20 protein-coding genes are annotated in these 25,339 nt (G+C 36.7%); 5 read left to right on the plus strand and 15 right to left on the minus strand.

Annotated features, from left to right (window positions below; translation table 11 throughout):
• Positions 1–93: 93 nt before the first annotated feature.
• The 4 genes from ACR65M_RS12145 to ACR65M_RS12160 form a co-directional block, all read right to left on the minus strand.
• The gene (locus ACR65M_RS12145; protein WP_440273435.1) at positions 94–537 is read right to left on the minus strand and encodes a YndM family protein; all 444 of its coding nucleotides are present in this window, start codon (positions 535–537) and stop codon (positions 94–96) included.
• Between the two features lie 79 nt (positions 538–616).
• On the minus strand, positions 617–2,413 hold the full coding sequence (locus tag ACR65M_RS12150; RefSeq protein ID WP_440273436.1) for an ABC transporter ATP-binding protein: 1,797 nt from the start codon (positions 2,411–2,413) through the stop codon (positions 617–619).
• Positions 2,397–4,136 (minus strand): ABC transporter ATP-binding protein, encoded by a 1,740-nt coding sequence (locus tag ACR65M_RS12155; protein WP_440273437.1) that lies wholly within the window; start codon positions 4,134–4,136, stop codon positions 2,397–2,399. Before ACR65M_RS12155 ends, ACR65M_RS12150 begins: the two co-directional genes overlap by 17 nt.
• 116 nt (positions 4,137–4,252) lie before the next feature.
• On the minus strand, positions 4,253–5,587 hold the full coding sequence (locus ACR65M_RS12160) for an MDR family MFS transporter (protein WP_341331657.1): 1,335 nt from the start codon (positions 5,585–5,587) through the stop codon (positions 4,253–4,255).
• 124 nt (positions 5,588–5,711) lie between these two features.
• On the opposite strand from ACR65M_RS12160, the gene corA reads away from it, so the two are divergent.
• Positions 5,712–6,662 (plus strand): magnesium/cobalt transporter CorA, encoded by a 951-nt coding sequence (gene corA, locus ACR65M_RS12165; RefSeq protein ID WP_341331656.1) that lies wholly within the window; start codon positions 5,712–5,714, stop codon positions 6,660–6,662.
• A 79-nt stretch (positions 6,663–6,741) separates the two neighbouring features.
• On the opposite strand, the gene ACR65M_RS12170 is transcribed toward corA, so the two are convergent.
• Entirely contained in the window at positions 6,742–8,961 is a 2,220-nt protein-coding gene (locus tag ACR65M_RS12170) for a glycoside hydrolase family 3 protein (protein WP_440273438.1), read from the minus strand.
• A 479-nt stretch (positions 8,962–9,440) separates the two neighbouring features.
• On the opposite strand from ACR65M_RS12170, the gene pepF reads away from it, so the two are divergent.
• On the plus strand, positions 9,441–11,255 hold the full coding sequence (pepF, locus tag ACR65M_RS12175) for an oligoendopeptidase F (protein WP_440273439.1): 1,815 nt from the start codon (positions 9,441–9,443) through the stop codon (positions 11,253–11,255).
• An 84-nt stretch (positions 11,256–11,339) separates the two neighbouring features.
• Here pepF and ACR65M_RS12180 read toward each other — a convergent pair whose 3' ends face one another.
• The 3 genes from ACR65M_RS12180 to ACR65M_RS12190 all read right to left on the minus strand — a co-directional run bounded on the left by ACR65M_RS12180 (position 11,340) and on the right by ACR65M_RS12190 (position 13,047).
• Positions 11,340–11,816, minus strand: a complete 477-nt coding sequence (locus ACR65M_RS12180) for an NUDIX domain-containing protein (RefSeq protein ID WP_121448663.1) — start codon at positions 11,814–11,816, stop codon at positions 11,340–11,342.
• Between the two features lie 71 nt (positions 11,817–11,887).
• Positions 11,888–12,277 (minus strand): VOC family protein, encoded by a 390-nt coding sequence (locus ACR65M_RS12185; RefSeq protein ID WP_121448662.1) that lies wholly within the window; start codon positions 12,275–12,277, stop codon positions 11,888–11,890.
• Positions 12,278–12,291: 14 nt separating this feature from the next.
• The gene (locus ACR65M_RS12190; protein ID WP_341331653.1) at positions 12,292–13,047 is read right to left on the minus strand and encodes a class I SAM-dependent methyltransferase; all 756 of its coding nucleotides are present in this window, start codon (positions 13,045–13,047) and stop codon (positions 12,292–12,294) included.
• Positions 13,048–13,193: 146 nt separating this feature from the next.
• Between ACR65M_RS12190 and ACR65M_RS12195 the strand changes: the two genes are divergently transcribed.
• Positions 13,194–13,634, plus strand: coding sequence for a GNAT family N-acetyltransferase (locus ACR65M_RS12195; RefSeq protein ID WP_440273440.1), 441 nt, complete (start codon positions 13,194–13,196; stop codon positions 13,632–13,634).
• Between the two features lie 57 nt (positions 13,635–13,691).
• On the opposite strand, the gene ACR65M_RS12200 is transcribed toward ACR65M_RS12195, so the two are convergent.
• The 4 genes from ACR65M_RS12200 to ACR65M_RS12215 form a co-directional block, all read right to left on the minus strand.
• On the minus strand, positions 13,692–14,180 hold the full coding sequence (locus ACR65M_RS12200; RefSeq protein ID WP_121448659.1) for a hypothetical protein: 489 nt from the start codon (positions 14,178–14,180) through the stop codon (positions 13,692–13,694).
• Between the two features lie 155 nt (positions 14,181–14,335).
• Positions 14,336–16,705 carry a polyprenyl synthetase family protein gene (locus tag ACR65M_RS12205; RefSeq protein WP_440273441.1) on the minus strand — a complete coding sequence of 790 codons (2,370 nt, stop codon included), beginning with the start codon at positions 16,703–16,705 and terminating at the stop codon, positions 14,336–14,338.
• Positions 16,706–16,843: 138 nt separating this feature from the next.
• Positions 16,844–17,545 (minus strand): class I SAM-dependent methyltransferase, encoded by a 702-nt coding sequence (locus tag ACR65M_RS12210; RefSeq protein WP_440273442.1) that lies wholly within the window; start codon positions 17,543–17,545, stop codon positions 16,844–16,846.
• Between the two features lie 21 nt (positions 17,546–17,566).
• On the minus strand, positions 17,567–18,448 hold the full coding sequence (locus tag ACR65M_RS12215) for an aminoglycoside 6-adenylyltransferase (protein WP_440273443.1): 882 nt from the start codon (positions 18,446–18,448) through the stop codon (positions 17,567–17,569).
• A 265-nt stretch (positions 18,449–18,713) separates the two neighbouring features.
• Here ACR65M_RS12215 and ACR65M_RS12220 point away from each other — a divergent pair, with 265 nt between their 5' ends.
• Positions 18,714–20,543, plus strand: coding sequence for a M6 family metalloprotease domain-containing protein (locus tag ACR65M_RS12220; protein ID WP_440273444.1), 1,830 nt, complete (start codon positions 18,714–18,716; stop codon positions 20,541–20,543).
• 60 nt (positions 20,544–20,603) lie between these two features.
• Here the strand turns inward: ACR65M_RS12220 and ACR65M_RS12225 are convergent, their stop codons facing one another.
• Both ACR65M_RS12225 and ACR65M_RS12230 read right to left on the minus strand, forming a co-directional pair.
• The gene (locus ACR65M_RS12225; protein ID WP_341331646.1) at positions 20,604–22,775 is read right to left on the minus strand and encodes a DNA topoisomerase III; all 2,172 of its coding nucleotides are present in this window, start codon (positions 22,773–22,775) and stop codon (positions 20,604–20,606) included.
• A 199-nt stretch (positions 22,776–22,974) separates the two neighbouring features.
• Positions 22,975–24,090: a histidine kinase N-terminal domain-containing protein gene (locus tag ACR65M_RS12230; RefSeq protein ID WP_341331645.1), complete on the minus strand. Its 1,116-nt coding sequence runs from the start codon at positions 24,088–24,090 to the stop codon at positions 22,975–22,977.
• A gap of 179 nt (positions 24,091–24,269) precedes the next feature.
• Between ACR65M_RS12230 and ACR65M_RS12235 the strand changes: the two genes are divergently transcribed.
• Positions 24,270–24,719: a cupredoxin domain-containing protein gene (locus ACR65M_RS12235; RefSeq protein ID WP_341331644.1), complete on the plus strand. Its 450-nt coding sequence runs from the start codon at positions 24,270–24,272 to the stop codon at positions 24,717–24,719.
• 207 nt (positions 24,720–24,926) lie between these two features.
• On the opposite strand, the gene ACR65M_RS12240 is transcribed toward ACR65M_RS12235, so the two are convergent.
• On the minus strand, positions 24,927–25,325 hold the full coding sequence (locus ACR65M_RS12240; RefSeq protein ID WP_341331643.1) for a hypothetical protein: 399 nt from the start codon (positions 25,323–25,325) through the stop codon (positions 24,927–24,929).
• Positions 25,326–25,339 lie beyond the last annotated feature (14 nt).

A 25,339-nucleotide genomic window follows, 5' to 3' on the forward strand; every position in this document is an offset into this window, starting at 1 on the left:
ATCAAATTAATGAAAAAGTGTTAAATTTAATATGGATAGGTGTTTTATATATGTCTCATTTGGCTAGGTCAGTTCAAGCCATGGCCATCCTTTTTATTTCTTTTTCAGATCTTTCGTTTCTTCGTCATATTCCTCTGCAAACTCAGTTTGATAGCTTGGTCTAAAATGCGTTCTTGTCACATGTTTCTCTTCATTAAGAACCTTATTTTGCATATATGCATGGAAGAGTACTTCACTTATAGCAATAACACCAGCCGCAACAAGAGAGGCTGTGATTAACCCTGATGTATTATCCATGAACATGTAGCTCAATATCCAAATTGCAAAGAAAGATAAGCCAAAATCAGCAATAGTAGCAACGGTATTACCCGCTCTCGGCAGTGTAAATAAATCTCCAACGACGTATGCGAGCCCCGTTACAAGTATACTCATGAGTAGAATTTCTCCAAAGGAAGCACCTCTAAATATTCCAAAAAGGGACAAGAGTACAATGGATATTACGATAAACTTGATTCCTAAAGCCTTAAAGTGCCTCATGAATGAACATCACCCTTAATTCTTATTTAGGTTTATCATTTGATGATGCCCTATAGAATATAAAAGGTAATTTTTGGATTTAGATAACCTGATTCTCTAATTGACTATGATAGAGGTTATGATAATACCCTTTTTGCTCTAAAAGGGAGAGATGATCCCCTTTTTCGATGATTTCTCCGTCTCTCAAAACAATAATTTGGTCTGCTCTTTCAATCGTATTTAAGCGGTGGGCAATGATGAAGCTTGTCTTCCCCTTCATTAATCGTTGTAGTGCTTCTTGGATTTTCATTTCTGTGACAGTATCAATGCTACTTGTTGCTTCATCTAGGATAAGAATGGACGGGCTTGCAAGAATGGCTCTTGCGATTGATAGTAGCTGCTTCTGTCCCTGACTAATGCCACTACCATCTTGGTTTAAAATCGTATGATACTGTTTCGGAAGTTTCATGATAAACGAGTGTGCATTTGCCAATTTTGCAGCTTCTATTACATCTTCGTTCGTTGCATCTAGTTTCCCATAACGAATATTATCCAATATAGAGGCTTGGAACAGATAAACATCCTGAAGCACAAAGCCCATATTTTGACGAAGGCTTTCCCTTGTCATGGACGAGGTATTAACTCCATCAATTTTTATAGAGCCTTCGTCCGGTTCGTAAAATCTGGAAAGTAAATTAATAATCGTTGTTTTCCCAGCACCCGTTGGGCCAACAAAGGCAACTGATTCTCCTACCTTTACTTCAAATGATACATCTTTAATTGTATTGCCACCCTTGTCATAGGCAAAAGAAACATGGTTGAATTCGACCTTACCATCAATTTTATGCATTTTTTTCGCATTGGTTTCGTCCTTAGCCTCTACTTCTTCATCTAAAATATCAAATACACGTTCAGCGCCTGCAATAGCGGATAGTAATGTATTGAATTGATTGGCTAAGTCATTCAGTGGACGAGTGAATTGTCTCGAATACTCTGCAAAAATGACAATCGTTCCGATGGTGATATGTCCATTTAAAGCAAGTATCCCACCAATCCCTGCAATGATTGCAAAGCTTAGATTATTTAATACGTTCATAAGTTTCGGGATAAAACCAGAATAAGCTTGTGCATAATAGCCTGCTTTCTTTAGCTTTTCACCCTTTTCTAAAAATTCATTGATCACTTTTTCCTCTTGTGAAAAAGTTTTTACAATTCTTTGACCAGAAATCGTTTCTTCGATATAACCGTTCAGTTCTCCCAAATAACGTTGCTGTTCCTTAAATAGCTTCCCTGTTCGTTTTGTAATCCACTTAATCCCGATGAACATGATAGGGATGATTATCATCGTAATCAGAGTTAACAGAGGGCTTAGCCAGACCATTATCGCTATAGTACCAACCAATGTAAGTAAACTTGAAAAAATTTGAATGACTGACGTATTCAAAGTTGAGCTTACATTTTCAATGTCATTTGTAATTCGGCTCATCAGTTCCCCATGTTGGCGTTTATCAAAAAAGTAAATGGGTAACCGATGTAACTGCTCGAAAAGCTCAGTTCTCATAGAAAAGACTGTATTTTGAGCAATCCCTACCATCCAATAGTTTTGATACCACAGAGAAATGGAATGAAGAATATACACAATTCCTAAACTAAGAAGTACAATGAGGATTCCATTATTGTCTTTTGTTACGATATATTCGTCAATTCCTTTACCTAACAAGTACGGACCAAGGAGACCAAGCCCTGAACTCACGACTACCATAGCTAAGACAGCGATTAATAATTTATTATTGACCGCCAAATAGGACCAAATTCTTTTGACAGTACCCATTCTGTCCTTAGCCTGTTGTGGCTTACTCCCATCATTTTGTTTAAGGCGATTAATTCGCGTTGACATGGGCTTGTCCCCCCTTTCCGAACTGTGTTTCAAAGACTTTTTGATAAAAAGCTGAGGTTTGTAAAAGCTCTTCATGGTTTCCGGAGGCAAGTAATCTTCCATCTTCCAGCAGTAAAATCGTATCAGTTTCCATGGCAGTGTAAATCTTGGAAGTAATGATCAATGTTGTACAGGTGTATTCTTTCAATGCCGTTAATAATTGGGCTTCTGTTCTTAAATCTAATGCACTTGTACTATCGTCCAATAGCAGAATTTTAGGGTTGCGAACAAGTGCTCTCGCAATTGATATACGCTGTTTTTGTCCTCCAGATAAGTTAACTCCTTTTTGACCAATGATGGTATCGTATTGTAATGGAAGCTTTTCAATCGTTTCATGAATTTGGGCCACCTTTGCTGCTTCTATGATTTCTTCCATCGTCGCATCCTGTTTACCCCAGCGTATATTCTCTTTGATCGTTCCCGTGAACAACAATGCCTCTTGAGGAACATAGCCAATTTGTTTTCTCAATTCATCAAGTTTTCGATTCTTCACATCTATCCCGTCAATCTCAACACTTCCATGAATCACATCATATAATCGTGGAATTAATTGAAATAAGGATGTCTTACCTGAACCGGTTGCACCAAGGATTGAGACTATTTCACCTGGCTTAATTAAGAAAGAAATATCATGTAAAACCTTCACGCTTGTTCCAGGATACTTGAAATCAACATGAGAAAATTGAATGCTACCTTCCGGATATTTCATACTTTTAACATTCTTTGTTGACTCTATTAAGTCAACTTCAGTATCTAATACATCAATGACACGTTCAGATGAAGCTTTTGCTCTTGAAAAATGCATGATAATCCATGAAAATACACCAAGTGCACCGGTAATCCTTGTCGTATAATTGATGACTGCAACAACTTCCCCAACTTGAACATTCCCTTTACTCACATCTATACTTCCAAACCATAGAATCGCAATGATGCTGCCATTCATCAAGAGCAAAAGTACCGGCATTGTCAATTCAATAAGGCGAAGCGATGTTATCGTTTTTTTCTTTAAGTCTTCATTGGCATGTATGAAACGGAATGTTTCATGTTTCCATCGCACAAACGCTTTGATAAGTCGCATCCCCGATAGGTTTTCCCTCATCACTTCATTGACTGTATCTAGTTTTTGTTGAACAGATTGAAATAGCCTTCTTGCTTTTGTCATTACAAAAATAAGAAATAATATTAAAAAAGGGATTGTTAATATTAGCATCATCGATAGCTTGGCATTTACGAGGAATGCCATAACCATTCCAAAAATGATGAGCATCGGTGCCCGAATGGCGATTCGAAGACTCATAAATACGGTATTTTGTAACTGGGTGACATCATTGGTCATTCTCGTAATTAATGTTGCTGTATCAAATTTTTGAAGATTTGCAAAAGAGAAGGATTGAATTTTCCCAAACAATTCTTTTCGAATGTCAAAAGCAAAACTTTGACTGGCATGTGATGCAAAAAAGGAATTTGTAATACCGGATAAAAACGCAAGAAGCGAGATACCGACCATAATTCCTCCCCACTTCATTACAACAGAAAGATCATTTTGTAGTATACCATCATCAATCACTTTTGCGATTAAAAGCGGTTGCAAGAGTTCCACCGTGAGTTCAACAAAAGTCAAAACAAGAGCAACCGAAATGGCTAGTCGATAGGGTTTTAAATACGAAAAAATTCTAAACATAAGGGCCTCCAAAATGTATACCAACAAATTATTTCAAATTCCGAATTATTTTAATCATACAATAAAATCATATATTATTATAGAAAAAAACACCAAAAGCATCCGCTTTTGATGTTTCAATGATTTTCTAGTTTGTGAGAATATAATTTATTGCTGACCAAAAAGCTAATAATCGTTGCAAGAGTAACTGAAATTAACATATAGAGTATCAAATGATGCATTCCTTTTCCCACATCAACCTGACTTGTAATAAGCATTCCCATAATACTTGCCCCAAAGGTGGTTCCAATGTTTCTTGCAAAGAATTGAAGACTTGTTGACATTCCCTTTTGATGAGCTTCTGCTAATTCTTGTGATCCAATTGTCCCGATTGTAACGACTATTCCGAATGCGAAACCTTGAATCGTTAAAATCATGAAAATATACCAGAAACTTGTGTCTTTATTCATGAAAAATGCAAGAACTGCGGATAATATGAGCAGGCCGTTTCCTAGAAAGATTGTTTTTCGATATCCATATTTTAAGATTAGGTTTCCTGCCGGAACAGATGCAAGCATCCAGGCAACACTCATTCCGAATAGTACGAGTCCACTAACTGTTATTGAAATCCCTTGAACTTCCTGCATAAACAATGGAACATAGTTAGAAAACGCAAAAATACTTAAAAAGATTAAAAAACCATTAATATTCAACCAAGAAATGTTCTTATTCTTTAATATTTCAATTGGGATGAAGCGTTTATCTGATTTTTTCTCGGCGTATATAAATGCAATTAAAAAGAGGATCCCAATTATATTGTAGATTACAAGATTTTCAGTTGTAATGGTGTTCATTAAAAATGCCAGCATACTTCCAGTAAAAAGAAATGCGCTAAGATAATTAAGCGGATTTTTATCCTTAGTAATGTTTTCTTTGTAAGGAATTAAACATAAAAGGACAATGATTCCAATTGGAATATTAATAAAAAATATCCAACGCCATGAAAGTGTCTCTACAAAATAGCCCCCGACAAGCGGTGCGATGACAGCAGCAACTCCCCACATAGCTGAGAAGAACCCTTGAATTTTTCCGCGTTTTTCAATCGAATAAAGGTCACCGGCAATGATCATGGTTAGTGGTGATACTCCACCAGCACCTAAGCCCTGGATTCCACGGTACACGATTAGTTCTACCATCGAATCTGCTAATCCACAAAGTAATGAACCGATTGTAAATAGAATGATAGAAATACTAAATATTTTTTTCCTTCCATAAATATCGGCGAGTTTCCCGAATATTGGTAAGGAAACAGTAGAAAATAAAACATAGATGGCAAACATCCACCCATAAAACTTATATCCACCTAGTGTTTCTGCAATTGTAGGGGCAGTTGTTTGGAGGATTGTCGTATCCATAGCACTGATAAGCATCGCAAGTACAATACTTACTAACACAAATGGTCTAGATTTCATAATGTCTTCCCCTTTTTTACTTTGAATTACTCCATTATACTACAAAAATTGGAAAAAATAAGTTATATGTTTTTCAAAAATATTCTTTACAAACAAGATTTTATAATTAAAATGAGGTTATTTAATGATTCGCATTCTCGCAATTAGTCATCAAAATGAACGTTTAACTGATATCTCGATTACAGAAATAAAGGATATAGATTGTAAATGGTATTGGATTGATTTTAACAGACCAACAGAATCGGAAATTGAAGAATTGTCAAAAACACTTCAATTTCACCCACTGGCTATAGAAGACTGCATCCATGTGTTGCAACGACCTAAATTAGATTTTTACGAAAAAAATACCTTCTTTGTTTCTCACAGTCTTCATCGATTAACACTAGAAAAAGAAGAAATCAATATGTTTCTAGGCGAAGAATATATAGTGACCTTTCATTTATCAGAATTAGGTGAAATAAATGATGTGTGGAATCGATTAATGGTTACTGAAATGATTGAGAATTGGGACCCCTCTCTCGTGTTGTATCATATCATTGATAAGCTGGTTGATAATTATTTTCCTATTGTGTATCAACTTGAAGATACCTTAAATCATATTGAGGATAATTCAAATGAAAAATCGATGGAAGAGCTACTAGATGAACTTTTTGATACGCGTCATAATTTACTTACCTTACGTCATACGGTGATACCAATGAGGGATTTGGTATATCGAATTATCAACTCGCATCGACTTGACTTATTGCAGCATCGAATTGAGTATTTTCATGATATCCATGATCACCTGTTACGTCTAACTGAAAAAATTGATGCGAGCCGAGAGCTTACTGCGGATATACGAGATAGCTATTTGTCATTGAATTCCCATCAAACCAATAAAGTGATGCGCATTTTAACGGTTATAACGACAATTTTCATGCCGTTAACCTTTATAGCTGGTATTTATGGTATGAATTTTAGTCATATGCCTGAACTTACATATAGATATGGGTATTTTGTAATTCAAGCGATTATGATAATAATTGGAATAGGTATGTTCGTGTGGTTTAAGAAAAAAGGTTGGTTTCGGTGAGGTTACGGTATAGATGTTTTTCGAATAAGGGAGAATTCATTTGAGCCGACCAACATATATTTGGTCGGCTCTCCTTTCATTATTTCTTTTTACCCTTATTAGACTTCTCTTTTTCGTAAGATAGTCCAAATCCGTATTCGTATTTGACACCCGCTTTAGTTTTATAAGTAAAATGTTTATATTCTTCAGGTGCAAAGCTTGGAACGTCACCTACTTCTCGTTCTACGGCTTTTGCGCTAGCTGGAATTGCAAACGGAAGTTTACCAACTGGGTTGAATTTTCCTGTGATGACATCAAATACTGCTTCTTGTTGAGTACCAAATGTACCAATAAATGCAGCTGCTTTTGGTTCAAGCTTATTAATTAGCCATTGGTTCGTAAAGTTTACAGCAGTAATCGTTGGAACTGCTTTTTGAATCTCAACAATTCGGTCTATATCAGATATTCCTGTTTCTGGACCAACCGTAATTCGTGGGTTATTATCCCAGTTCGATTGAGTTGGTTTCAAATATACATATGCATGAGTTGCTTCCTCAACACGATCCACTATTTCAATGTTAGGGAATTTTTCGTTAAGTGTATGCTTTAAATCTGAAGTAAAGCCTTCAGATTGTTTTTTAGATTCCTCAATCACATATTGTTCAGGATTATCATTACCTCTAGGAGCTGCAACCCCAACAAATCCTTCAACATAAAGCTTAACAGTTTCTAATTTTTCTTCAGTAAACGGTAATAATTTTTCACCCTTTACTTTATCATTACGCATTAGAACAACTGATTTTTGATGTGCTTCATAAGCTAACGCTCTGTGTTCATCATCATTTGCCAAAGCAATCGCTTCTTCAGGATTTACATAAGGATCTTCAAACAGTCCTAATGTCATCATTTCAGAAAGAGTATAAGTTAATGATTCATTTACTTTGTCAATGTCTAGCAGGCCATTGTTAACTGCCTCGATTAAGTATTCTGGTGTTGCACTCCCTGAAATAATATTGGTACCAGCATTTACAGCTTTTGCAACTTTTTCTGCTGCTGTTTTATCATTGTATCCCCATGCACTACCTGCAACTGCTCCAGAGTCAGAGTTAACATAACCTTTGAAACCAAGGCCTTCACGGAGGTAACGGATTATCCCTTCATTTAAGGTCATACCCACTTCTTCAAATTGCTGATCCTCTTGATTTACATAAGGTGGTAACCCCTGGTCAGCACTATCATTACTTGGATATGCATAATAAGGCATTACGGATGAAACTCCTGCTTCAATCGCTCTTTGGAACGGAGGAATGTGATACTTTTCCATACTTCCCTCTGTCGGATAAATGTTAAAGCTACCGTTTTCAAAGTGAGGATCTTGTCCATCATCACGAGCTCCGCCACCAGGGAAATGTTTTACTGTGATCGCAACACTGTCTTTCCCAAGTTCTTCACCTTGGAATCCTCTAATAATTTCATAGTTCATATCTCCAACTACTTTTGGATCTTCCCCGAATGTTTCTTCAATTCTTGCCCATAGTGGATCAGTTGCAACATCCGCCATATATCCATACACTTTACGAATACCTGCTGCTCTCCATTCTTGACGGGCAATATCGGCGAACTCACCAACAGCTTCTACATCTCTCGCTGCAGCTAAACCTAATGTCCCTGGCCAGAATGTGTGTTGATCTTGGACATTGGTGATATTTGTATAATCGGTAGATGCAGAGTTTCTAGGATTTGAAGTGATAACAACTGGGATCCCTAACTCTAAATTTTCTGCTAATTTTTGCATTTGGTTATTATAGTTTGCGATATCCCCTAAGTTTTGAGACAAACGATAAATAACATGGCGCAATTTTTTATCAGTAACAATTTTACTATTTTCCGGAGTTACAAAATTTCCATCTGCTGGATCTGCTTCTGGAGTATGTGTAGCGATGTACATCAACCCAGCCTTTTGCTCAAGACTCATTTGACTAATTAAATCAGCAACACGTTCTGATACCGGCTTTCTCCAGTCCTCGTAGACATCTAAGCTTTGGTCTCCATTTGCATCTCTATAATACTTGTCGTTAATTTTTAGGATTCTATCTTGAGTTGCTACCTCAATTTCTGGTTGACCTTCAGCTTTTTCAATTTTATAGGTTGTGATTGCACCTCTTCCGTCATACGGTGTAGCCTCTCCCTCATTGCCGGTGTACCCTTGCTCATCTGCAAAACCAATTGTAGGAGCTACAATTGAGAGTGCAAGTGTACTTGCTAATAGTTTCTTTCTTAATTTTGAAGATTTTCTGATTTGCCTTGATACTGATGCCATTTTACTTCCTCCCCTAATAAATAAAAGTTTTCACATAAAAATAGTGAGTTTTATAGAAAAATACTCCCCTTCCAAATAATTTTAATAGTTTTTTTGGGGGTATTTATTCTCAAGTTCATTTCCTGCTTGATCGAATTGTTTATAGAATGAATAATTTTGGAACGTATATCCAGTTAACGCTTTCAGAATGCGCTTCCATTTTTTAATGAAAAAATAATTAATTCGGCTACTAAACAAATTAATTACTAATATATTACCATTCAAATAATTGCAGCGTCATGAGTCTTAGTTACTTATTTAGACCGGGACTTTCGGTGGTAATTATTTCTAGTATGTATATTAAAATGTAGTATCTTTGACTAAATAATCAGATGTATTTAAATTTTTCATAAAAACTTTTTGAAAATACTATTTAATCCCCCCTCTTTTCAGATATAATAATACTTAGAGTAACGAAATACTTTTTAGGAGGTAAATTTATGACAAAGGTTAAAGAAAAACTATTAACTCGTGCTGAGGTCCCTGTTGAACAAACCTGGAGACTTGAAGATTTGTTTCAATCGGTTGAAGAATGGGAACAAGAATTAGCTTCGATTGAGTCTGATGTATCAACTGTCACAAAATATAAAGGGCAATTAGGAAACGGTGCAAAAACATTCCTAGATTGTTTACTTGCAAAAGAAGAACTTCAAAAGCGAATGGTTTTACTAGGTACATATGCGAGTTTACGATTTAATGAGGACGCCACCAACCCTGAGAATCAAGGAAATGCAGCAAGGGTTTCGTCTCTTTTTTCAGCAATTGGTGCAGCGCTATCATTTATTGAGTCTGAAACACTTGCATTACCGGATGGAACAATTGAACAATACATAATAGAAGAAAAAGAATTAGAAGTATTTCAGAATAACTTAAGCTTCATCTTGGAAAAAAAGCCACATACCCTTTCACCTGAAACGGAAGAAGCGCTAGCTGCTCTAGGCGAGGTTCACGACGCACCATATATGATTTATCAACGTAGCAAAGCATCTGATATGACTTTTCCTTCTTTTAAGGACGAGGATGGTAATGAACTGCCACTTTCCTTTGCTTTATTTGAAGATCGCTATGAGCTTTCTGAAAACCCAACGGTCAGACGCAATGCATTTAATACTTTTTCAGAAACATTGAAGAAATATCAAAATACGTTTGCTGCTGCCTATGCAACAGAAGTAAAAAAACAAGTGGCATTATCAAAATTACGTAACTATGAATCTGTTACTCATATGCTCTTGCATCCACAACAGGTTACACTTGACATGTACCATAATCAATTAGATGTTATTCAAACTGAACTTGCACCTCATATGAGAAAGTTTGCGAAATTGAAGCAGCGCGTTCTCGGCTTAGACAACATGCACTTTAGTGATTTAAAAGCACCAATGGATCCTGATTTTAATCCAAAAACAACCTATGAAGAAGCATCAAAAACAATTCTTGAAGCTCTACAGGTGATGGGCCCAGAATACAGTGCAATCATGGAAAAAGGTCTTATTGAACGTTGGGTTGACCTTCCTGCTAACGTTGGGAAATCTACGGGTGCATTCTGTTCTAGTCCATATGGTGCACATCCTTATATTTTAATCACTTGGACTGATACAATGCGTGGTGCGTTTATTTTAGCTCATGAACTTGGGCATGCGGGTCATTTTTACCATGCAAATAGCCATCAACGTATTGGAAACACTCGTCCATCCACTTACTTTATCGAGGCGCCATCAACTATGAATGAGTTACTATTAGCGGAACATCTATTATCGAAAACAGATGATAAGAGAATGAAGCGTTGGGTAATCCTTCAATTGTTAGGAACTTACTATCATAACTTTGTGACTCATTTACTTGAGGGTGAATATCAACGTCGAGTTTATGCATTAGCCGAAGCTGGTAAACCAATTACAGCACCTGCCTTAAGTGCAATTAAAGGTGAAGTATTAAAATCTTTCTGGGGAGATACGGTGGAAATTGACGACGCAGCAAGCTTAACATGGATGCGTCAGCCACATTATTATATGGGACTATATCCATATACGTACTCTGCTGGATTAACAGCTTCTACTGCTGTAGCACAATTAATCAAAGAAGAAGGACAACCAGTAGTTGATCGTTGGATTGAAGTATTAAAAGCTGGTGGTACGATGAAGCCACTTGAACTCATGAAATATGCTGGTGTCGATATGTCTAAACCAGATGCAATCCGCAAAGCAGTTGCTTATGTTGGTGAGTTAATTGATGAATTAGAAGATCTATACGAATAATGTGAAATGCCCAGAGCTTATCTGGGCATTTTCTTACATCTTTAATCCATATACTATCCATATCAGCAAGTAATGTATTCTAACCTAAATTTCAAACGAACATTCTAATTCCCACAAACGTTCTCCGATTTCTTCGATTAGCGCCTTTGCTCTTTTTTCAATGTTGGTAGGAAGATTATCTTTGTTAAAGAACGCTAAATTTATACTTTCTCCATCGTTCATTTCTAAATTACCACTGACATTAAAAGCATGAAATAAGTTAATTACACTGTAAGTTTCATCCCCATTCGGATAACGAAAATAATATCGGGGACCAGAAAAGACACCAATTAATCTGAATTTATTTGCTATAAGTCCAGTTTCTTCTTTTAATTCACGGGTTGCAACTTCTTCAACTGCTTCCCCAAGTTCCATAGATCCGCCCGGTAATCCCCAATCCAATGTGTCCGAACGATGTTGAAAAAGAAGCTCTCTTTTATCATTAATCACAAGAATTGTAGCTCCTACTGTTATGATAGGTTGAGTACCGATTAATTTTCTTAATCTAGTAACATAGCCCATATATGTACCCCTCACTATTAGATATGTACTCTGAAAAAATTGACAAGATGCCATTATATGAATCGTTATTGTTAACCCGTACAAGCCATTATGACATTTCCATCGAGGTCTTTGAAATTAAACCAAGCAAAGTTCTCCCCCACTCTTTCAATTTCCCTTACGATTTCGATATCACATGATTTAATAAAATCATAAGCAACATCAATGTCTTCGACTAGAAAATTAAAGATTGGATTTGGAGATGGTTCATGATTGAAAGTAGGGTCAAATGCATGGTCGTCTAAGGTTAAACTCGTTGTTCCATTAATTGGAATGTTATAAACCGGTGACTGGACACGATTAATATCTGGTTCAAATCTTAAAATCTTACTGTACCATTCAACTGATTTTTTTAAATCTGTAACATGGATGAACACTCCTCCCATTATGTTTTTTATCGGTGTTTGGTTCAATTTCTTCATTTTGCACACTCCTTTTATAGTTTTCGAGCTTTTACGATCATCGTCGTAGGAAATTTTCGTGCTTTGTATAGCGAATAATAACGGTCAGAAACCTCCTCTTCACTTGAACGAAATATTGATGAAACATCACTTTCGATTACTTGCTCAATTGTAAATCCTGCTTTAATTAATTCGTTTAAATATGTACTCATTTTTCTTGTAGGTATTACCATCGGCGCATCTTCACCTTTAAAGTTATTGTATTTAACAAACCCTTCATTCTGGTATGATCCTTCTAGATAAATACGACCATCTTCACTTTTTAGATGAGGATATAATGGATGATCCCAACTGAATATAAAATAACCACCAAATAACAAATAGTCATAGATTAATTTAAATGTTTCTGATAAATCTGTCGACCAACCGATTGCATAAATTGAATAAACTAAATCAAAATATTCTTTTGGTATGCCAACATCCTTCTCCATTGGAGCACAAAATAAGTGAGGATCCAAACCCGACAATGTATGGTTGGCCGTTGTAATTTGGGCATCTGACAAATCTACTCCCCATAATTCAGTAGCTCCTTTATCTGCCATGTATTTTAATGAATGTCCGCTTCCGCAGCCGATATCAAGTACTCTCCTAAGCGTTACATTTTCAAACAGTCCCAGTTCATTCTCTGTTTGTGAAAACGGACCATAGCTAGGAAGAGCATCCTTTCCGTTAAAATGATGTGCTACGATATCCCAGCTTTTCTTATTGTTTATCAGAATATCACTTGTCATATTCTATACCTCCTCTAAAACATACATTCTATAAAAAATGATAATACCCTTTTACTTAATCCCCAAAAACTTACAAAAAATTGAAGGGGATTTTCCAAGATTAAAGAATTTATTAAATATCATTACTTTAATTAGCGGAGGAAAACATGCTTGAAGTGAAGAAAATAGAAGCAGAAATGACGTACGAATTGAGACACAGCATCTTACGCCCACATCAGCCAATGGAAGCTAGCATGTACGAATCAGATCATGAAAATGGAAGTTTCCATGTTGGAGCATTTTATTACGGGAGATTAATTAGCACCGCATCATTTTGTGCCATGTTAAACCCAGACTTTTCAAGTGAAAAGCAATATCGTCTAAGGGCTATGGCTACAGTTGGGGAATTTCGAAAGCGAGGAGCAGGAAGAGAAGTAGTGAATTATGCAGAAAGTATTCTACAAATAAAAGATATTGAACTTTTATGGTGCATGGGTAGAACGAATGTTCAGGGGTATTATGAAAGATTGGGTTTCAAGCAACATGGGGAAGTTTTTGATTATCCACCGATTGGACCTCATATTGTAATGGTGAAAAAGTTATTATAATTAAAAGAGGAGAGTTTAGGAACAATCGTTAATTCCTCTGCTCTCCTCCATTTTTCTTTAAAAACAGGTAAATGATTGAATTTGTCTTAAACTAATTCCAAAATACACCCAATTGAACCCAGTCCATCTAAATCCAGAGACAGATCTTCTGCCAACAAAAGTCGGGTAGAACCAGAATTGTCCAGGCCCACGTAGCCATACATAGGTATATCTAAACATACATCTCCTTATGCTACCAGGATCAACAGCAAATGTTTGAGCTTGTTGAGTTGGAACAAACGATGGTGGCGGTGCTGTTGGTGCTCCTCCCTGACCTTGGCCAGGAAATCCAAAAGGTGGTCCTCCTCCTTGACCTTGGCCAGGAAATCCGAAAGGTGGTCCTCCTCCTGGACCTTGACTAGGTGGTCCAAATGGAGGTCCCATAGAACCTCCTCCAAAAGATGGGAATAATGAGCCTAGTTGTCTTTCGTAATCATAATAATCTTCTAAATCAGTGTGGTATGGTAGTGATGTCGGCAATTGCCCGTTTGGGTCGTAATAATACATCTGTTAATCACTCCTTATTCATAGCCTACTAGCATCCTATTCCATAGGCTTATGCCTTTCAACTTGTACCTCAAAAATGTGCTTTTTACCTAGATGAGAGAAAAACACAAAAAACCTATCCCTACACGTTAGTATCTAGAGACAGGCATTTCCTGTTAATGGTTTCTATGTACAAAATAATTTAATGTTTGTTGTAAGAATCTAGTTTTTAGTTGAAGATCTTGCAAAGTTTCCATCGCCTTACAGTAATGCTCCCACATTTTTCTTTTAGCCCCCTCTAAACCAAGGACCGTGACAAAAGTTGATTGATTGTTAAGAGCGTCAATACCAACCCTTTTTCCAAGTATTTCGGATGTTCCTTCAACATCTAGCAAATCATCCTTAATTTGAAAGGCTATGCCAGCATGATAGGCAAACTTTTTTAAAGCTTGAATTTTTTCGTTGTTCACATTTGCGAGGATAGAAGGCATAATGAGAGCAGCCTCAAAACCTTTCCCTGTTTTTAAATGGCACATCAGATTTAATTCTTCTAATGTTAATTGTTTTCCCTTGGAATTTAAATCCATAACTTGACCTTTGCACATATCTTCCGTACTTTGTGTCGAGTATTGAATCAATTTTAGTACTCTTTCTGGATCAAAACCAAGTGATGCTTGCTCGAAAGTGGCCCTTTGAGTCAGAAAGAGCCCCGTTAATTCCGCAATGGCGGTATTATATTCTTGATGCACAGTTTTTTGACCACGTCGAAAGGCTGCATTATCCTGTGATGGAAGATCATCATAGATTAAAGATGCCGTATGCATATACTCTAATGACTTCAGCAATGGCATAATCGTGCTTTCTTTTAACCCATATTCTTTTACACCCATCATCCAAGTTGCGATAGGTCTCAGCCTTTTTCCGCCTCCGTTCAGACTATAATTTGCAGCGTTAATTACTGGTGAAACAAGGGTGTTATGTGGTTGGATGTCTATAAGGTTATCTATCTTTGTGCGCACTTGTTCAACTAGTTCAGTAAAGTCTTCTTTTTCTTGCTGTTCTTTTTTTAAGTTCGTAACCATGTGATCTCGTAATAGTTTATCAAAAAAATCGACATCTTCTGCTTTTCGAACCATTTTCTGAACGATATGATTAAAGGCTGGATTACCCGAAGCGAATGTCTCCATCATTTCTTCATACACTTTGTTTCCTACCCGCTTTTTAAATCGTTTCAATCCATTAATAGCTCGATTCAAAATAATGTCACAGGCTTTCGGATCAGATTTGTATATGTTATGGATTAGATAAGAAATGACAGCCCAGTATAATTCATACGGGTTTATTAAGTCGGTTCGCTTCTTGTGATAGGATAAATAATACGTATAAGGGGTTACAGCACTGTGCTTCATGTCAGAAAACATATCAGAAAAATCATCTGCAAGTTGATTATAAATCCCGTAACAGAAAATCCGTTTGTCATGACCTTCATCTTCGGGAGCATTTATTAATGAACGAACAATCAAACGTGATGAAGATGATTTAATAATAATGGGTACATATAAATCTTCATTAGTATATGTTGCATTTGAAAGTACCTTATCACGATCGATTTCTTGTGATTTAAAAAATACATAGGATTGTTCAAAAAAAGAGTGCAACTTCTCTGCGGGTTGCTGACTCTTAATATACTGGAAGGCTTCTGAAAGTTCAGCCTCAACAAATTCAAGTAATTTCTTATTTTTCCCTGTCCAATTCCCTGACTCAGGTACAGATTCAGTAAGTAGTGTTGTACGAATCATCTCGGAATATTGCCGCTGTTCTTTGTCAGACAATATATTTGCATCCAAAAGGTCATCAATAAATGGATAGGTAAGACCATAGGAAAAGCCTAGTCGAAGGGCTTTATCTAGTTTTTGGGTGCGTACATCTTGTGCGAGGTCCTCCCCCATTTCCTCCATCTCATTAATAATGACGCCAGCGATGATTTTGAGTAATTTTCTCTGAGCATGGGTTCCATCCATTCCCTCTGGAATATTTAAAGACACCGTCTTTAATTTATCCAACAACCAAATAATCGACGATTCAATACCTTCCTTTTGTCCCCATTTATATAATCCTACCGTACTAAAGAAATCAAATCCTTCATTTTCTTCTTTTGATACTGTTTTAAGTAAATGATCTTTCAGACTAGTAACTACGTTATCAATCCTTGATTGAGTATCAGACACTAAAAGATCTTTTCCCATATCTCTCATAAATATATATGAAATACTTCTGTCTAAGTAATGATCTAATTTTCCAGTGTAATTTAGCCATTTTATATAACTATGATAATCCTTTGTATCAGATGGTCTGTTCGCCCCTTTCAGAAAAGGAAATGGCGACCGATGAATATGCTGATGCTTCCAAGTTTTGAAGTCTTTTGTTAGTGTTGGAATATAACTTTTGTCATTGACATCTTGATCTAGTTCTTGAAAATATTGAGCCGCTTTATGCTCAGCCAGTTGATAACATTTTTCGGCATTGTTTTTTAATCCAACATTCATTTTTTTAGATACCTCAACTTTAGTTCATTATCTTATCTAAATGATAGTAAGGTTTATTCAAAATATATTTCATTTATTCTATCATTTTATTTTTACACCATCATTAATAATGGATTATTTATCAACCTCAAAACCTCACTATTTTTGAAATAATGCTGTTAAAAAACCAGGTACACCAAAAACTTCTTCTGGCTGTTCAAATACCTTCATTTCTCTTATTTCGATAGCTTTAAACTCTTTAAAAACAGACTTTAACTTTTGAGGGGTGTAGCCTAAGCCACCCTTTAGACTGCGTAATCTATAAACCTCCCAATCGGAGATATTAGAACCACCAAATTCTCCGCCCTCCTCAAAGCAAGTAATTGCAAAGTAACCATTAGGTTTTAATGCCTTTTTCACTAAATTTATGTATGATATCCTTCGATGAGGAGCAATATGGTGAAAGCAACCTGAGTCATATACAATATCGTAAGCCCCATTTTCAATCTCTAAATCAAAAATATTCTTATGAATGAAGCTTACTTGTAACTTACTCTCAGTAGCACGTTCTTCGGCCTCCTTGAGAGATTCTTCAGATAAATCGACAGCATCAACTGTACATCCTTTTGCAGCAAAGTAAATTGCGTTTCGACCCGGCCCACATCCTAAATCCAAAACTTTACCACCAGAGAAGAAATTTCTTTCGAAGTATGAAACTAAGTTTTCATCAGGAGAGTTTACAAAGAAGGGTATGCTTTTTTCTCTGTCAGTATAAAAAGTATCCCAAAAATGAGTGGGCTCTCGTAGTAAAGAATCTAACATTTTCATTACGTCTTCAAGATCATAAATTGTCTCTGACACAAGGCATTCCCCTTTCCGGTTTTAATAAATTTCTTTGGCGTCTGACGGTAAATGTCTCACATGCTTCAAATACTCGCTCATACCCCGGTCATCCTCAATGGGATATGTAAACGAAAGCTGTTCTGCCACTTCAATTGCTAGTGTTCTAAATAAATGACAAGTGATAAATATAGAATCCCAAAAGTGCTCATAGTTATGATCTGAATATGTTTTTTCGTACTGCTGCCAATAGGGTACTGGAAGATATCTTTTGAAATACTTCCCCATTTTTCCAACCGAAACCTGAAAATCAGTGTTACACCCAATCCACCATTCGACCATTTCATCCAAGCGATGCCTAATCACTATTTCAAACATCTGCTTAGCAAATGGTAACTCGTCACGCCAAATTCCTTTCGCAACATTTTGCAAACACCACCAAAAATCATTGCAACTGCTAAAAAACATAGCTTCGGTGGGTTGATTGACCTGATGATCAATATCTGTTGGAGCAGGAATGGTTGGTAAGATATTGTCTTTATCCACTAAAGGAACGGTTAGTTTATCACTACCATAACCTTCAAGCATTCTTTCTATTGTTTCAATGTGAAGATCAATTCGATTTCCGTCTTTGAAAAGCATCAAATAACCGTAAGAGTGAGCAAAATCTAGATTAGCTCCGCATAATTTATCATTTTTATCAGGCTCCTGTAACATGAGTAATTCTCCAAAATTATTCATCCAGTGATCATCCTCTATAAAAGAATGAGTATTAGTAACTACATATACAATGTCGTAATCTTGAAAAATATCTTTTGGAACATTTGGATTCGTTCTTGAACCGTTCATGTAGGCAGCCCGAATACGTTCGTCTTCCTTTGCGATATTCAGGATAAGTTCCATCATCTCTTGTTCGTTTCTCATAAAAAAACTCCTTGCAATATACTTTCAGTAATACATATTTCTATTCTTGCAATAAAATCACCTGCATTTCCCCAACAAAAATTAGATACTTCGTTAAATATTATTACTCAAAAAGATCCATGTCTTTTTAACTATAACCTAGGACTATTTCTCGATTTTATAAATAATGAGAACTAGGTCACATGGATAGTTAGGACGAACGAATCTTATTTATTTCCGAATATTCTGTTATATTTTCTCTAGCATACATAAAGGAGTGATGTTTTTGTTAAAAGTATTATCAAAAGCAGGTCTTACTCTTGCTTTAGCTGGGAGTGTTGTGCTTACAGGTTTTCAACTTGATGAGTCCTCTTCGGTTGAAACTAGCAAGTATGACTTAAGTCTTGCGAAATATGTTGCTGTGACTCCAGAACTAGCAGACAAGGCGAAAGAGTTAGGATTTGATGTGTCAAAAGTGGACCCAGCTGAAAAAATCGCGAATAACGGCAAGAAGTTTCAACAACCTGGTGATAATCATGTAGCTTACAAAGAAGCCACAGGGGATATTCCAGTTTTGGTAATTCTCGCAAAGTATAAAGATGGAGATGAACCGATTGGTGATCTTGATGGCCAGGTTCCTGCCAAATATTATGAGGATCTTATTTTTGGAACCGAATACAATCCGTATGAACTTGATGTTTTTAAAGAATACGACGGTCCCAACGTACCTAAGGATCGTACCATGCAAAACGCCTATCAAGAATCAAGTTATGGAAAAACGCACTTAATGAGACATGAAAATACTGAGTTTGCTTGGGTGGAACTACCTAAAGGAGCATCTTATTACCTCGATCAAGAAGGAACATATGCTGAAAATGGAAGGTATGTTCTTGGTAACGTAAATGGCGATGCACATACGGGTGAGTTTGTTCGTGACCTTTTGAAGGCAGCTGATGATCAAATTGATTTCTCTAAATACGCTGAAAAGGGAGAAGTTCCGAACATTTTTATCGTTCACGAAGGAACTGGAGCGGAATGGAGTCGTGATCCTGCTCAATTCTGGTCCCATAAATGGAATCTATTAAGTGCTCTTTATTATGGTAAATACTATGAAACGGGTATACCAGCTGATGTCTATGAAGGCATGAGCCAAGATGAATGGATTGCGAAGACGGAAGATGAAGCAATGACCTATGATGGCGTAATTGTTAACAATTACAATATCCAACCAGCGATTGGTGGAAATGTAGCCGGATTTAACGTGGCAACTGGCGAATATGATGAAGCATCTGTGACAGGACCATACCCTGCACAGGTTGGTGTATACGCACATGAATTTGGTCACGCGTTGGGATTACCAGATTTCTATGATACAGCATATAACTCTGAAGGTGTTGGTAACTACTCAATGATGGCGGGTGGATCTTGGATGCGTTACCCTGATGCACTCCAATACAACGGTAACTCTCCTACTCATTTTGACCCATTCTCTAAAATTTTCTTAGGTTGGGTGAATCCAATCGAAGTGAAACCAGATGATGGAGTTCAGAAAATTACCTTACCTTCCATTGATCAAGCGGATGACGACAATGGAATCGTAAAAATGGCGGTTCCAGGTTCTAACGGAACAGAATATTTCTTATTTGAAAATGTTCAACAAAGTGGCTTTAACCAAGGGTTAATCCGCCAAGGTGGAGATGCACATGGGTTAGTAGCATGGCATGTGGATGAAAATATCATCAATTTATACCAAACTGCTGGTTTCCGTCCAAATAACGTCGCGAATTGGATGAATAAAAGATTCCAACACAACCAGTCTCAGACTGCAAGCGATGGTACAGTTGTAACACATTATGGACTCTCAGTGTTACAAGCAGATGGAAAATATGATCTTGAAAAATATGTAAACCGCGGAGATGCTGGTGACTTCTTTAAGTCAGGCGATAAAATCACCCCTGTTTCTGGCAATGTTCACACTGGTTCATACTACTTCTGGAAAGGCTATGGATCAACACCTGCCGATTCCGGAATCCATGTGACGGATATTGTTGAAAACGAAGATGGTTCGATTACAGCAAAATTCTATTACAGCACAAATGAAGGTAAGAAAAAATAAACATAGGGAAACCTGAGTCTACTTTAGACTCAGGTTTCTAATTGGTGGAACCAAACAAACCTATTTATCAAGCTTTAGCTTTGCTAAGGCATCTGCTAATGCTGTATTTATTGGTTCTTCTTTTTGTTGTTTTTTCATATAATTGGAGACTTCTCGTTTAGATAGTTTACCGGATTGGTTCTTTTTACGTCGCTCGTTGAATGTCGAGAGTTTTTCCCGGTGTCCGCATTTACAAACAAATAATTGTCCTTCCCCTTCTCCACGTAACTCCAATTTTTTGTGGCAGTTCGGGCATCTTGCATTTGTTAATTTTGCAATATTTTTACGATGACCACATTCACGGTCCTGACAAACGAGCATTCTTCCCTTTTTACCATTAACCTCAAGCATTAATTTCCCACAATCAGGACATTTTGTGCCTGTGATATTGTCGTGCTTAAACCTTGAATCACTCATTTTTATGTCTTTGACGACTTCCTTTGTGTACTGCTTGATATCTGATATAAACGTATTCTTTTTTAATCTGCCTTTTGCGATTTGTTCAAGCTTCTGTTCCCACTCCGCTGAGAGTACAGGAGATTTTAAATCATCAGGTACTAGCTCTAAGAGTTGTTTTCCCTTATTGGTGATGTGGATATCTTGCCCTCTTTTTTCGATTAAAAATGTATTAAAAAGTTTATCAATGATATCCGCGCGTGTCGCTACCGTACCTAATCCGCCTGTTTTACCAATGGTTTCAATTAACTCCTTGCTTTCTCCAGCCATATATTTTGCTGGATTCTCCATTGCGGAAAGTAAGGTTCCTTCATTGAATGGCTTTGGTGGCTGCGTTTCTTTTTCGATTTCCTTAACAGATAGAACCTTTAGGCTCATTCCTGGATGTATGGTTGCCGGTATTTGACCTGCATCATCATTCTCATCAATCGAAGTAATTACTTCTTTCCAACCTAGTGAAGCAACAGTAATCCCTTTTGCCACGAACAGTTCTTTGCCTATGCGTGCCTGAACGGTTTTTTGTTCATAGGTATACGGTGGAAGAAAAACGGCTAAGAAGCGTTTTACGATTAAATCATATAATTTTTCTTCCTTTGCGGATAGAGCCTGTATGCTTGGGCGTTCCTCCGTTGGAATTATTGCATGGTGGTCGGTTACCTTGCTGTTATCAACAAACGACTTGTTTGTTTTAATTCCGCTTTTTAGTATCTTGGCACCGAGTTTCGCGTATGGTTGTACCATACAAGCCTCAATTCGATCTTTCAGAGTATCTATAATATCTGTTGATAGAAATTTTGAATCGGTTCTTGGGTACGTAACAAGTTTGTGTTGTTCGTAAAGCTTTTGAAGAACATTTAAAGTCTCCTTAGCTGAAAATCCGAAACGTTTATTTGCATCACGTTGAAGCTCTGTTAAATCATAGAGCTGTGGTGCATAGCTTTTCTTTTGTGCAGTTTGCACGTCTGTAATTTTAGCTTCTTGTCCCTGAAGGGAATGTAGAATGGAAGTTGAAACTTCTTTTTTAAAAATACGTTGTTCCTTTGTTTTTTCATGTTGCCACTTCAAGGTTAAGCTGTCCGTTAATGCATTTATTTCAAAGTAAGGTATTGGTTTAAAGTTGCGAATTTCTTCTCCACGCTTTGCAATAATGGCTAACGTTGGAGTTTGCACTCGTCCACAAGAGAGCTGTGCATTGAACTTTGTTGTCAATGCTCTTGTTGCATTGATTCCGACTAACCAGTCAGCTTCGGCACGGGCAACGGCTGAGGAATAAAGATTCTCATATTCCTTCCCGCTCTTTAAGTTTGCGAAACCTTGCTTAATTGCTTTATCAGTCACTGATGAAATCCATAAACGTTTGATGGGCTTACGTGTATTTGATTTTTCAATAATCCATCTAGCAACAAGTTCACCTTCACGACCGGCATCTGTTGCGATAATAATCTCATTGACATCTTTACGATGCATTTGTGTTTTTACGGCACTATATTGTTTACCTGTTTGCTTAATTACAACGAGGCTTAGAGGATTCGGTATAATCGGTAGATCCTCTAATTTCCATGATTTATATTGGTCTCCGTATTTTTCAGGGTCTGCTAATGTAACAAGATGGCCAAGTGCCCATGTCACAATATATTGATCTCCTTCGAAAAAGCCATTCCCTTTCTTATGGCAATTAAGGATACGTGCAATGTCTCTTCCTACAGAAGGTTTTTCTGCAAGAACAAGTGATTTCATATAAATTCCTCCAATTCACTCTTCCTATTATACACGATTCCTATTTTTGGACATAATGAAAAGTGCAAGGAGCCTTCTAATCGGTGACAAGTATAAGACAAGCGCTGACAGAAGGTGCATTTGGCCTTCAGAAGGCTTATGATCTCGAGCCGATGGCGCCTGGAACAAGACATAAAAAAACTCGGTTCTTTTCCCGAGTTTAGCTAGCATTACTATATGGTAAGACGATTTTAAATTCCGTTAAATTTGAATCTGATGAACATGATATGGATCCACCGTGTTTTTCAATGATTTTTTTACAAACAAAAAGTCCAATCCCTGTACCAAATTCCTTTGTTGTATAAAAGGGTTCAAATATCGTATCCAAGGATTCCTTAGGTATGGCTGGGCCATTGTTAGAAATAGACACAATAATTTGATTATCAAGGTTATAGCCCTTTATGATAATATTGCGATCGGTTTCTCTTTGTTTTAATGCGTCAATGGAGTTCATTAGAATATTCAACAATACTTGTCTAATTTCATCCTCATTAACAGTAATATAAATGTTTGATCCAATATTTGTATGTACTTTTACATCACCATCTAAAATACTAGCATAAATAAACTCCGTAATTTCAGTAAATAAATCGAGTAATGAAACCTCATTTTCACTTTTCTCAATTAATTCCTTCTTAGATACGTGAAGAAATTGCGAAATTTTGTAATTCAACTGATTTAGTTCATGACTGATGATATCTAAATATTTTATGTTAGGGTTATCATTTCCAATTAATTTAACAAAACCGATAACTGCCGTAAGCGGATTACGGAATTCATGAACAAATGTAGATGCCATTTGTCCCAAAATGGTTAGCCGCTCTTGATGGCTTTGGTCTATGTATTGAATTTTTTCCTGGAGCTGATTCTCTTTTATTTCCGTGTATTTGGAAACAGCATAATAGGAGAACAGATCAAAAATCCGATTCACTTCTTCAAATATAGGGTCTAATTGATCATGATCTAGTTTAGAACGGTATATGTATTTTAAAATTTCTGTTCTACCTAAATTTACATTATAAATGAATTCCCCGATATTAATATTCGCTTCTACTCGTTCTTTGGCTAGTTTATACGCAAACGATTTTAGTGCTTCTTCATCAATTGGGTTAATCATTGAGTTTTTTATCAGTTCAAACATTGTTAACCCATTTAAAACTAATTTTTCTTTATGAATGTCAGTTTCAGACATTACGGCTTTATCTTTCCAAGATGTTAAAAAAAGCGATAGATTGCTTTCAAGATAATAAATCAGTTCTCCTACTACAGGATTCATTCCGTTCAAGTCCTTTCCTTCACTTCAATCAGTTCTTAAGTTCGTAGTTATATATTCTATAATATTCTACATATTTCGCAAAACTCCTTTTTAGAATTTTAAAAAAACTTAAATAGTAGACAAGTTTTCGAGTGGGTCAAGCATACATTATAGGGAGACAAACATTAGGAGGGTTGATTATGAAATTTGTTGTGATTAAAAGAAGTTGGATTGTTGCCGCTTTTGTTGCTGCAGTGGTAATGATAGGAGGTTGGGTTTGGCTGCAGCCTGAGATTATTCCAACGATAGCCCCACAAACAACTGCCAAAGATGATGTTGTAATACATATTACAACTGGAGAATTAAAATCAAAAACAGATGAAGGCAAAGAAATTGAATCCTATTTCTGGAATCCTGGGACGGTCTATGTTCCTCAAGGTAAGGAAGTTACCTTTAATATTTATGGGGTAAATGGCAAAGAGCACTCATTCTATATCGAAGGTACAGACATCAAAGGTACAGTGAAAAAAGGAGAAGAAATCACGATTAATGCAAACTTTGAGAAAGAAGGCATGTATCGTATCATTTGCTTGAATCACTCCGATATTAATAATAACGGTCCGATGATTGGTTATATTGTCGTAGATTAATAGAAAAGTGCAAGGCGCCCCAATTCCGCTAAGAGCAATCCCTGTGCCAACGCTGGAATCCTAGCCTTCCCGGCATGGGCGACAAGCACTAGACAAACGTTGACAGAATGCACTTTTCGCCTTCAGAATCGAATGGCTTGTGACCTTGGGCCGATGGCGCCTAAAGCTAGACAAGTAGTAAAAACAGGAGAGAAACCTCTCCTGTTTTTATTGTTTACGTACAGTGATTGCATTTGTAGTTTTTGTGACAATACAATCCTCAATGTCTGCTTGTCCAAGAAGACCTAGTGTAATTGCAGCATCAATTTTCTGACGGTCAGGTTGTTTTATAATTTGGATGCAATCGACAAGATTAAGTTCTTCTAATTTCTTAACCAGTTTTTCATCATGATAGCTTTCAGAGGTACGTATTTGTCGTTGAATCTTGTAATCTCCAACGATTGACTCCCCTTTTTCTTGCTTTCCTACCGTCTCATCAAAATACACATTAATAACCTTCTTCATTTCTTTTAATTCCTTCTCAATTACCTTAGCCTGTTCACTTAATGTAAAATACTTTGATATGAGTTCTTCTGGAATTTGTGTAAATCGCTTTGAATCCTGCACATCCTTCACCCCTC

The organism is Ferdinandcohnia sp. SAFN-114 (genome assembly GCF_059415045.1).

Excerpts from the sequence above, each read along its gene's own strand:
- ACR65M_RS12145 (WP_440273435.1), bottom strand. The coding sequence starts at position 537 with ATGAGGCACTTTAAGGCTTTAGGAATCAAGTTTATCGTAATATCCATT.
- ACR65M_RS12150 (WP_440273436.1), bottom strand. The coding sequence starts at position 2,413 with ATGTCAACGCGAATTAATCGCCTTAAACAAAATGATGGGAGTAAGCCA.
- ACR65M_RS12155 (WP_440273437.1), bottom strand. The coding sequence starts at position 4,136 with ATGTTTAGAATTTTTTCGTATTTAAAACCCTATCGACTAGCCATTTCG.
- ACR65M_RS12160 (WP_341331657.1), bottom strand. The coding sequence starts at position 5,587 with ATGAAATCTAGACCATTTGTGTTAGTAAGTATTGTACTTGCGATGCTT.
- corA (WP_341331656.1), top strand. The coding sequence starts at position 5,712 with ATGATTCGCATTCTCGCAATTAGTCATCAAAATGAACGTTTAACTGAT.
- ACR65M_RS12170 (WP_440273438.1), bottom strand. The coding sequence starts at position 8,961 with ATGGCATCAGTATCAAGGCAAATCAGAAAATCTTCAAAATTAAGAAAG.
- pepF (WP_440273439.1), top strand. The coding sequence starts at position 9,441 with ATGACAAAGGTTAAAGAAAAACTATTAACTCGTGCTGAGGTCCCTGTT.
- ACR65M_RS12180 (WP_121448663.1), bottom strand. The coding sequence starts at position 11,816 with ATGGGCTATGTTACTAGATTAAGAAAATTAATCGGTACTCAACCTATC.
- ACR65M_RS12185 (WP_121448662.1), bottom strand. The coding sequence starts at position 12,277 with ATGAAGAAATTGAACCAAACACCGATAAAAAACATAATGGGAGGAGTG.
- ACR65M_RS12190 (WP_341331653.1), bottom strand. The coding sequence starts at position 13,047 with ATGACAAGTGATATTCTGATAAACAATAAGAAAAGCTGGGATATCGTA.
- ACR65M_RS12195 (WP_440273440.1), top strand. The coding sequence starts at position 13,194 with ATGCTTGAAGTGAAGAAAATAGAAGCAGAAATGACGTACGAATTGAGA.
- ACR65M_RS12200 (WP_121448659.1), bottom strand. The coding sequence starts at position 14,180 with ATGTATTATTACGACCCAAACGGGCAATTGCCGACATCACTACCATAC.
- ACR65M_RS12205 (WP_440273441.1), bottom strand. The coding sequence starts at position 16,705 with ATGAATGTTGGATTAAAAAACAATGCCGAAAAATGTTATCAACTGGCT.
- ACR65M_RS12215 (WP_440273443.1), bottom strand. The coding sequence starts at position 18,448 with ATGAGAAACGAACAAGAGATGATGGAACTTATCCTGAATATCGCAAAG.
- ACR65M_RS12225 (WP_341331646.1), bottom strand. The coding sequence starts at position 22,775 with ATGAAATCACTTGTTCTTGCAGAAAAACCTTCTGTAGGAAGAGACATT.
- ACR65M_RS12230 (WP_341331645.1), bottom strand. The coding sequence starts at position 24,090 with ATGAATCCTGTAGTAGGAGAACTGATTTATTATCTTGAAAGCAATCTA.
- ACR65M_RS12235 (WP_341331644.1), top strand. The coding sequence starts at position 24,270 with ATGAAATTTGTTGTGATTAAAAGAAGTTGGATTGTTGCCGCTTTTGTT.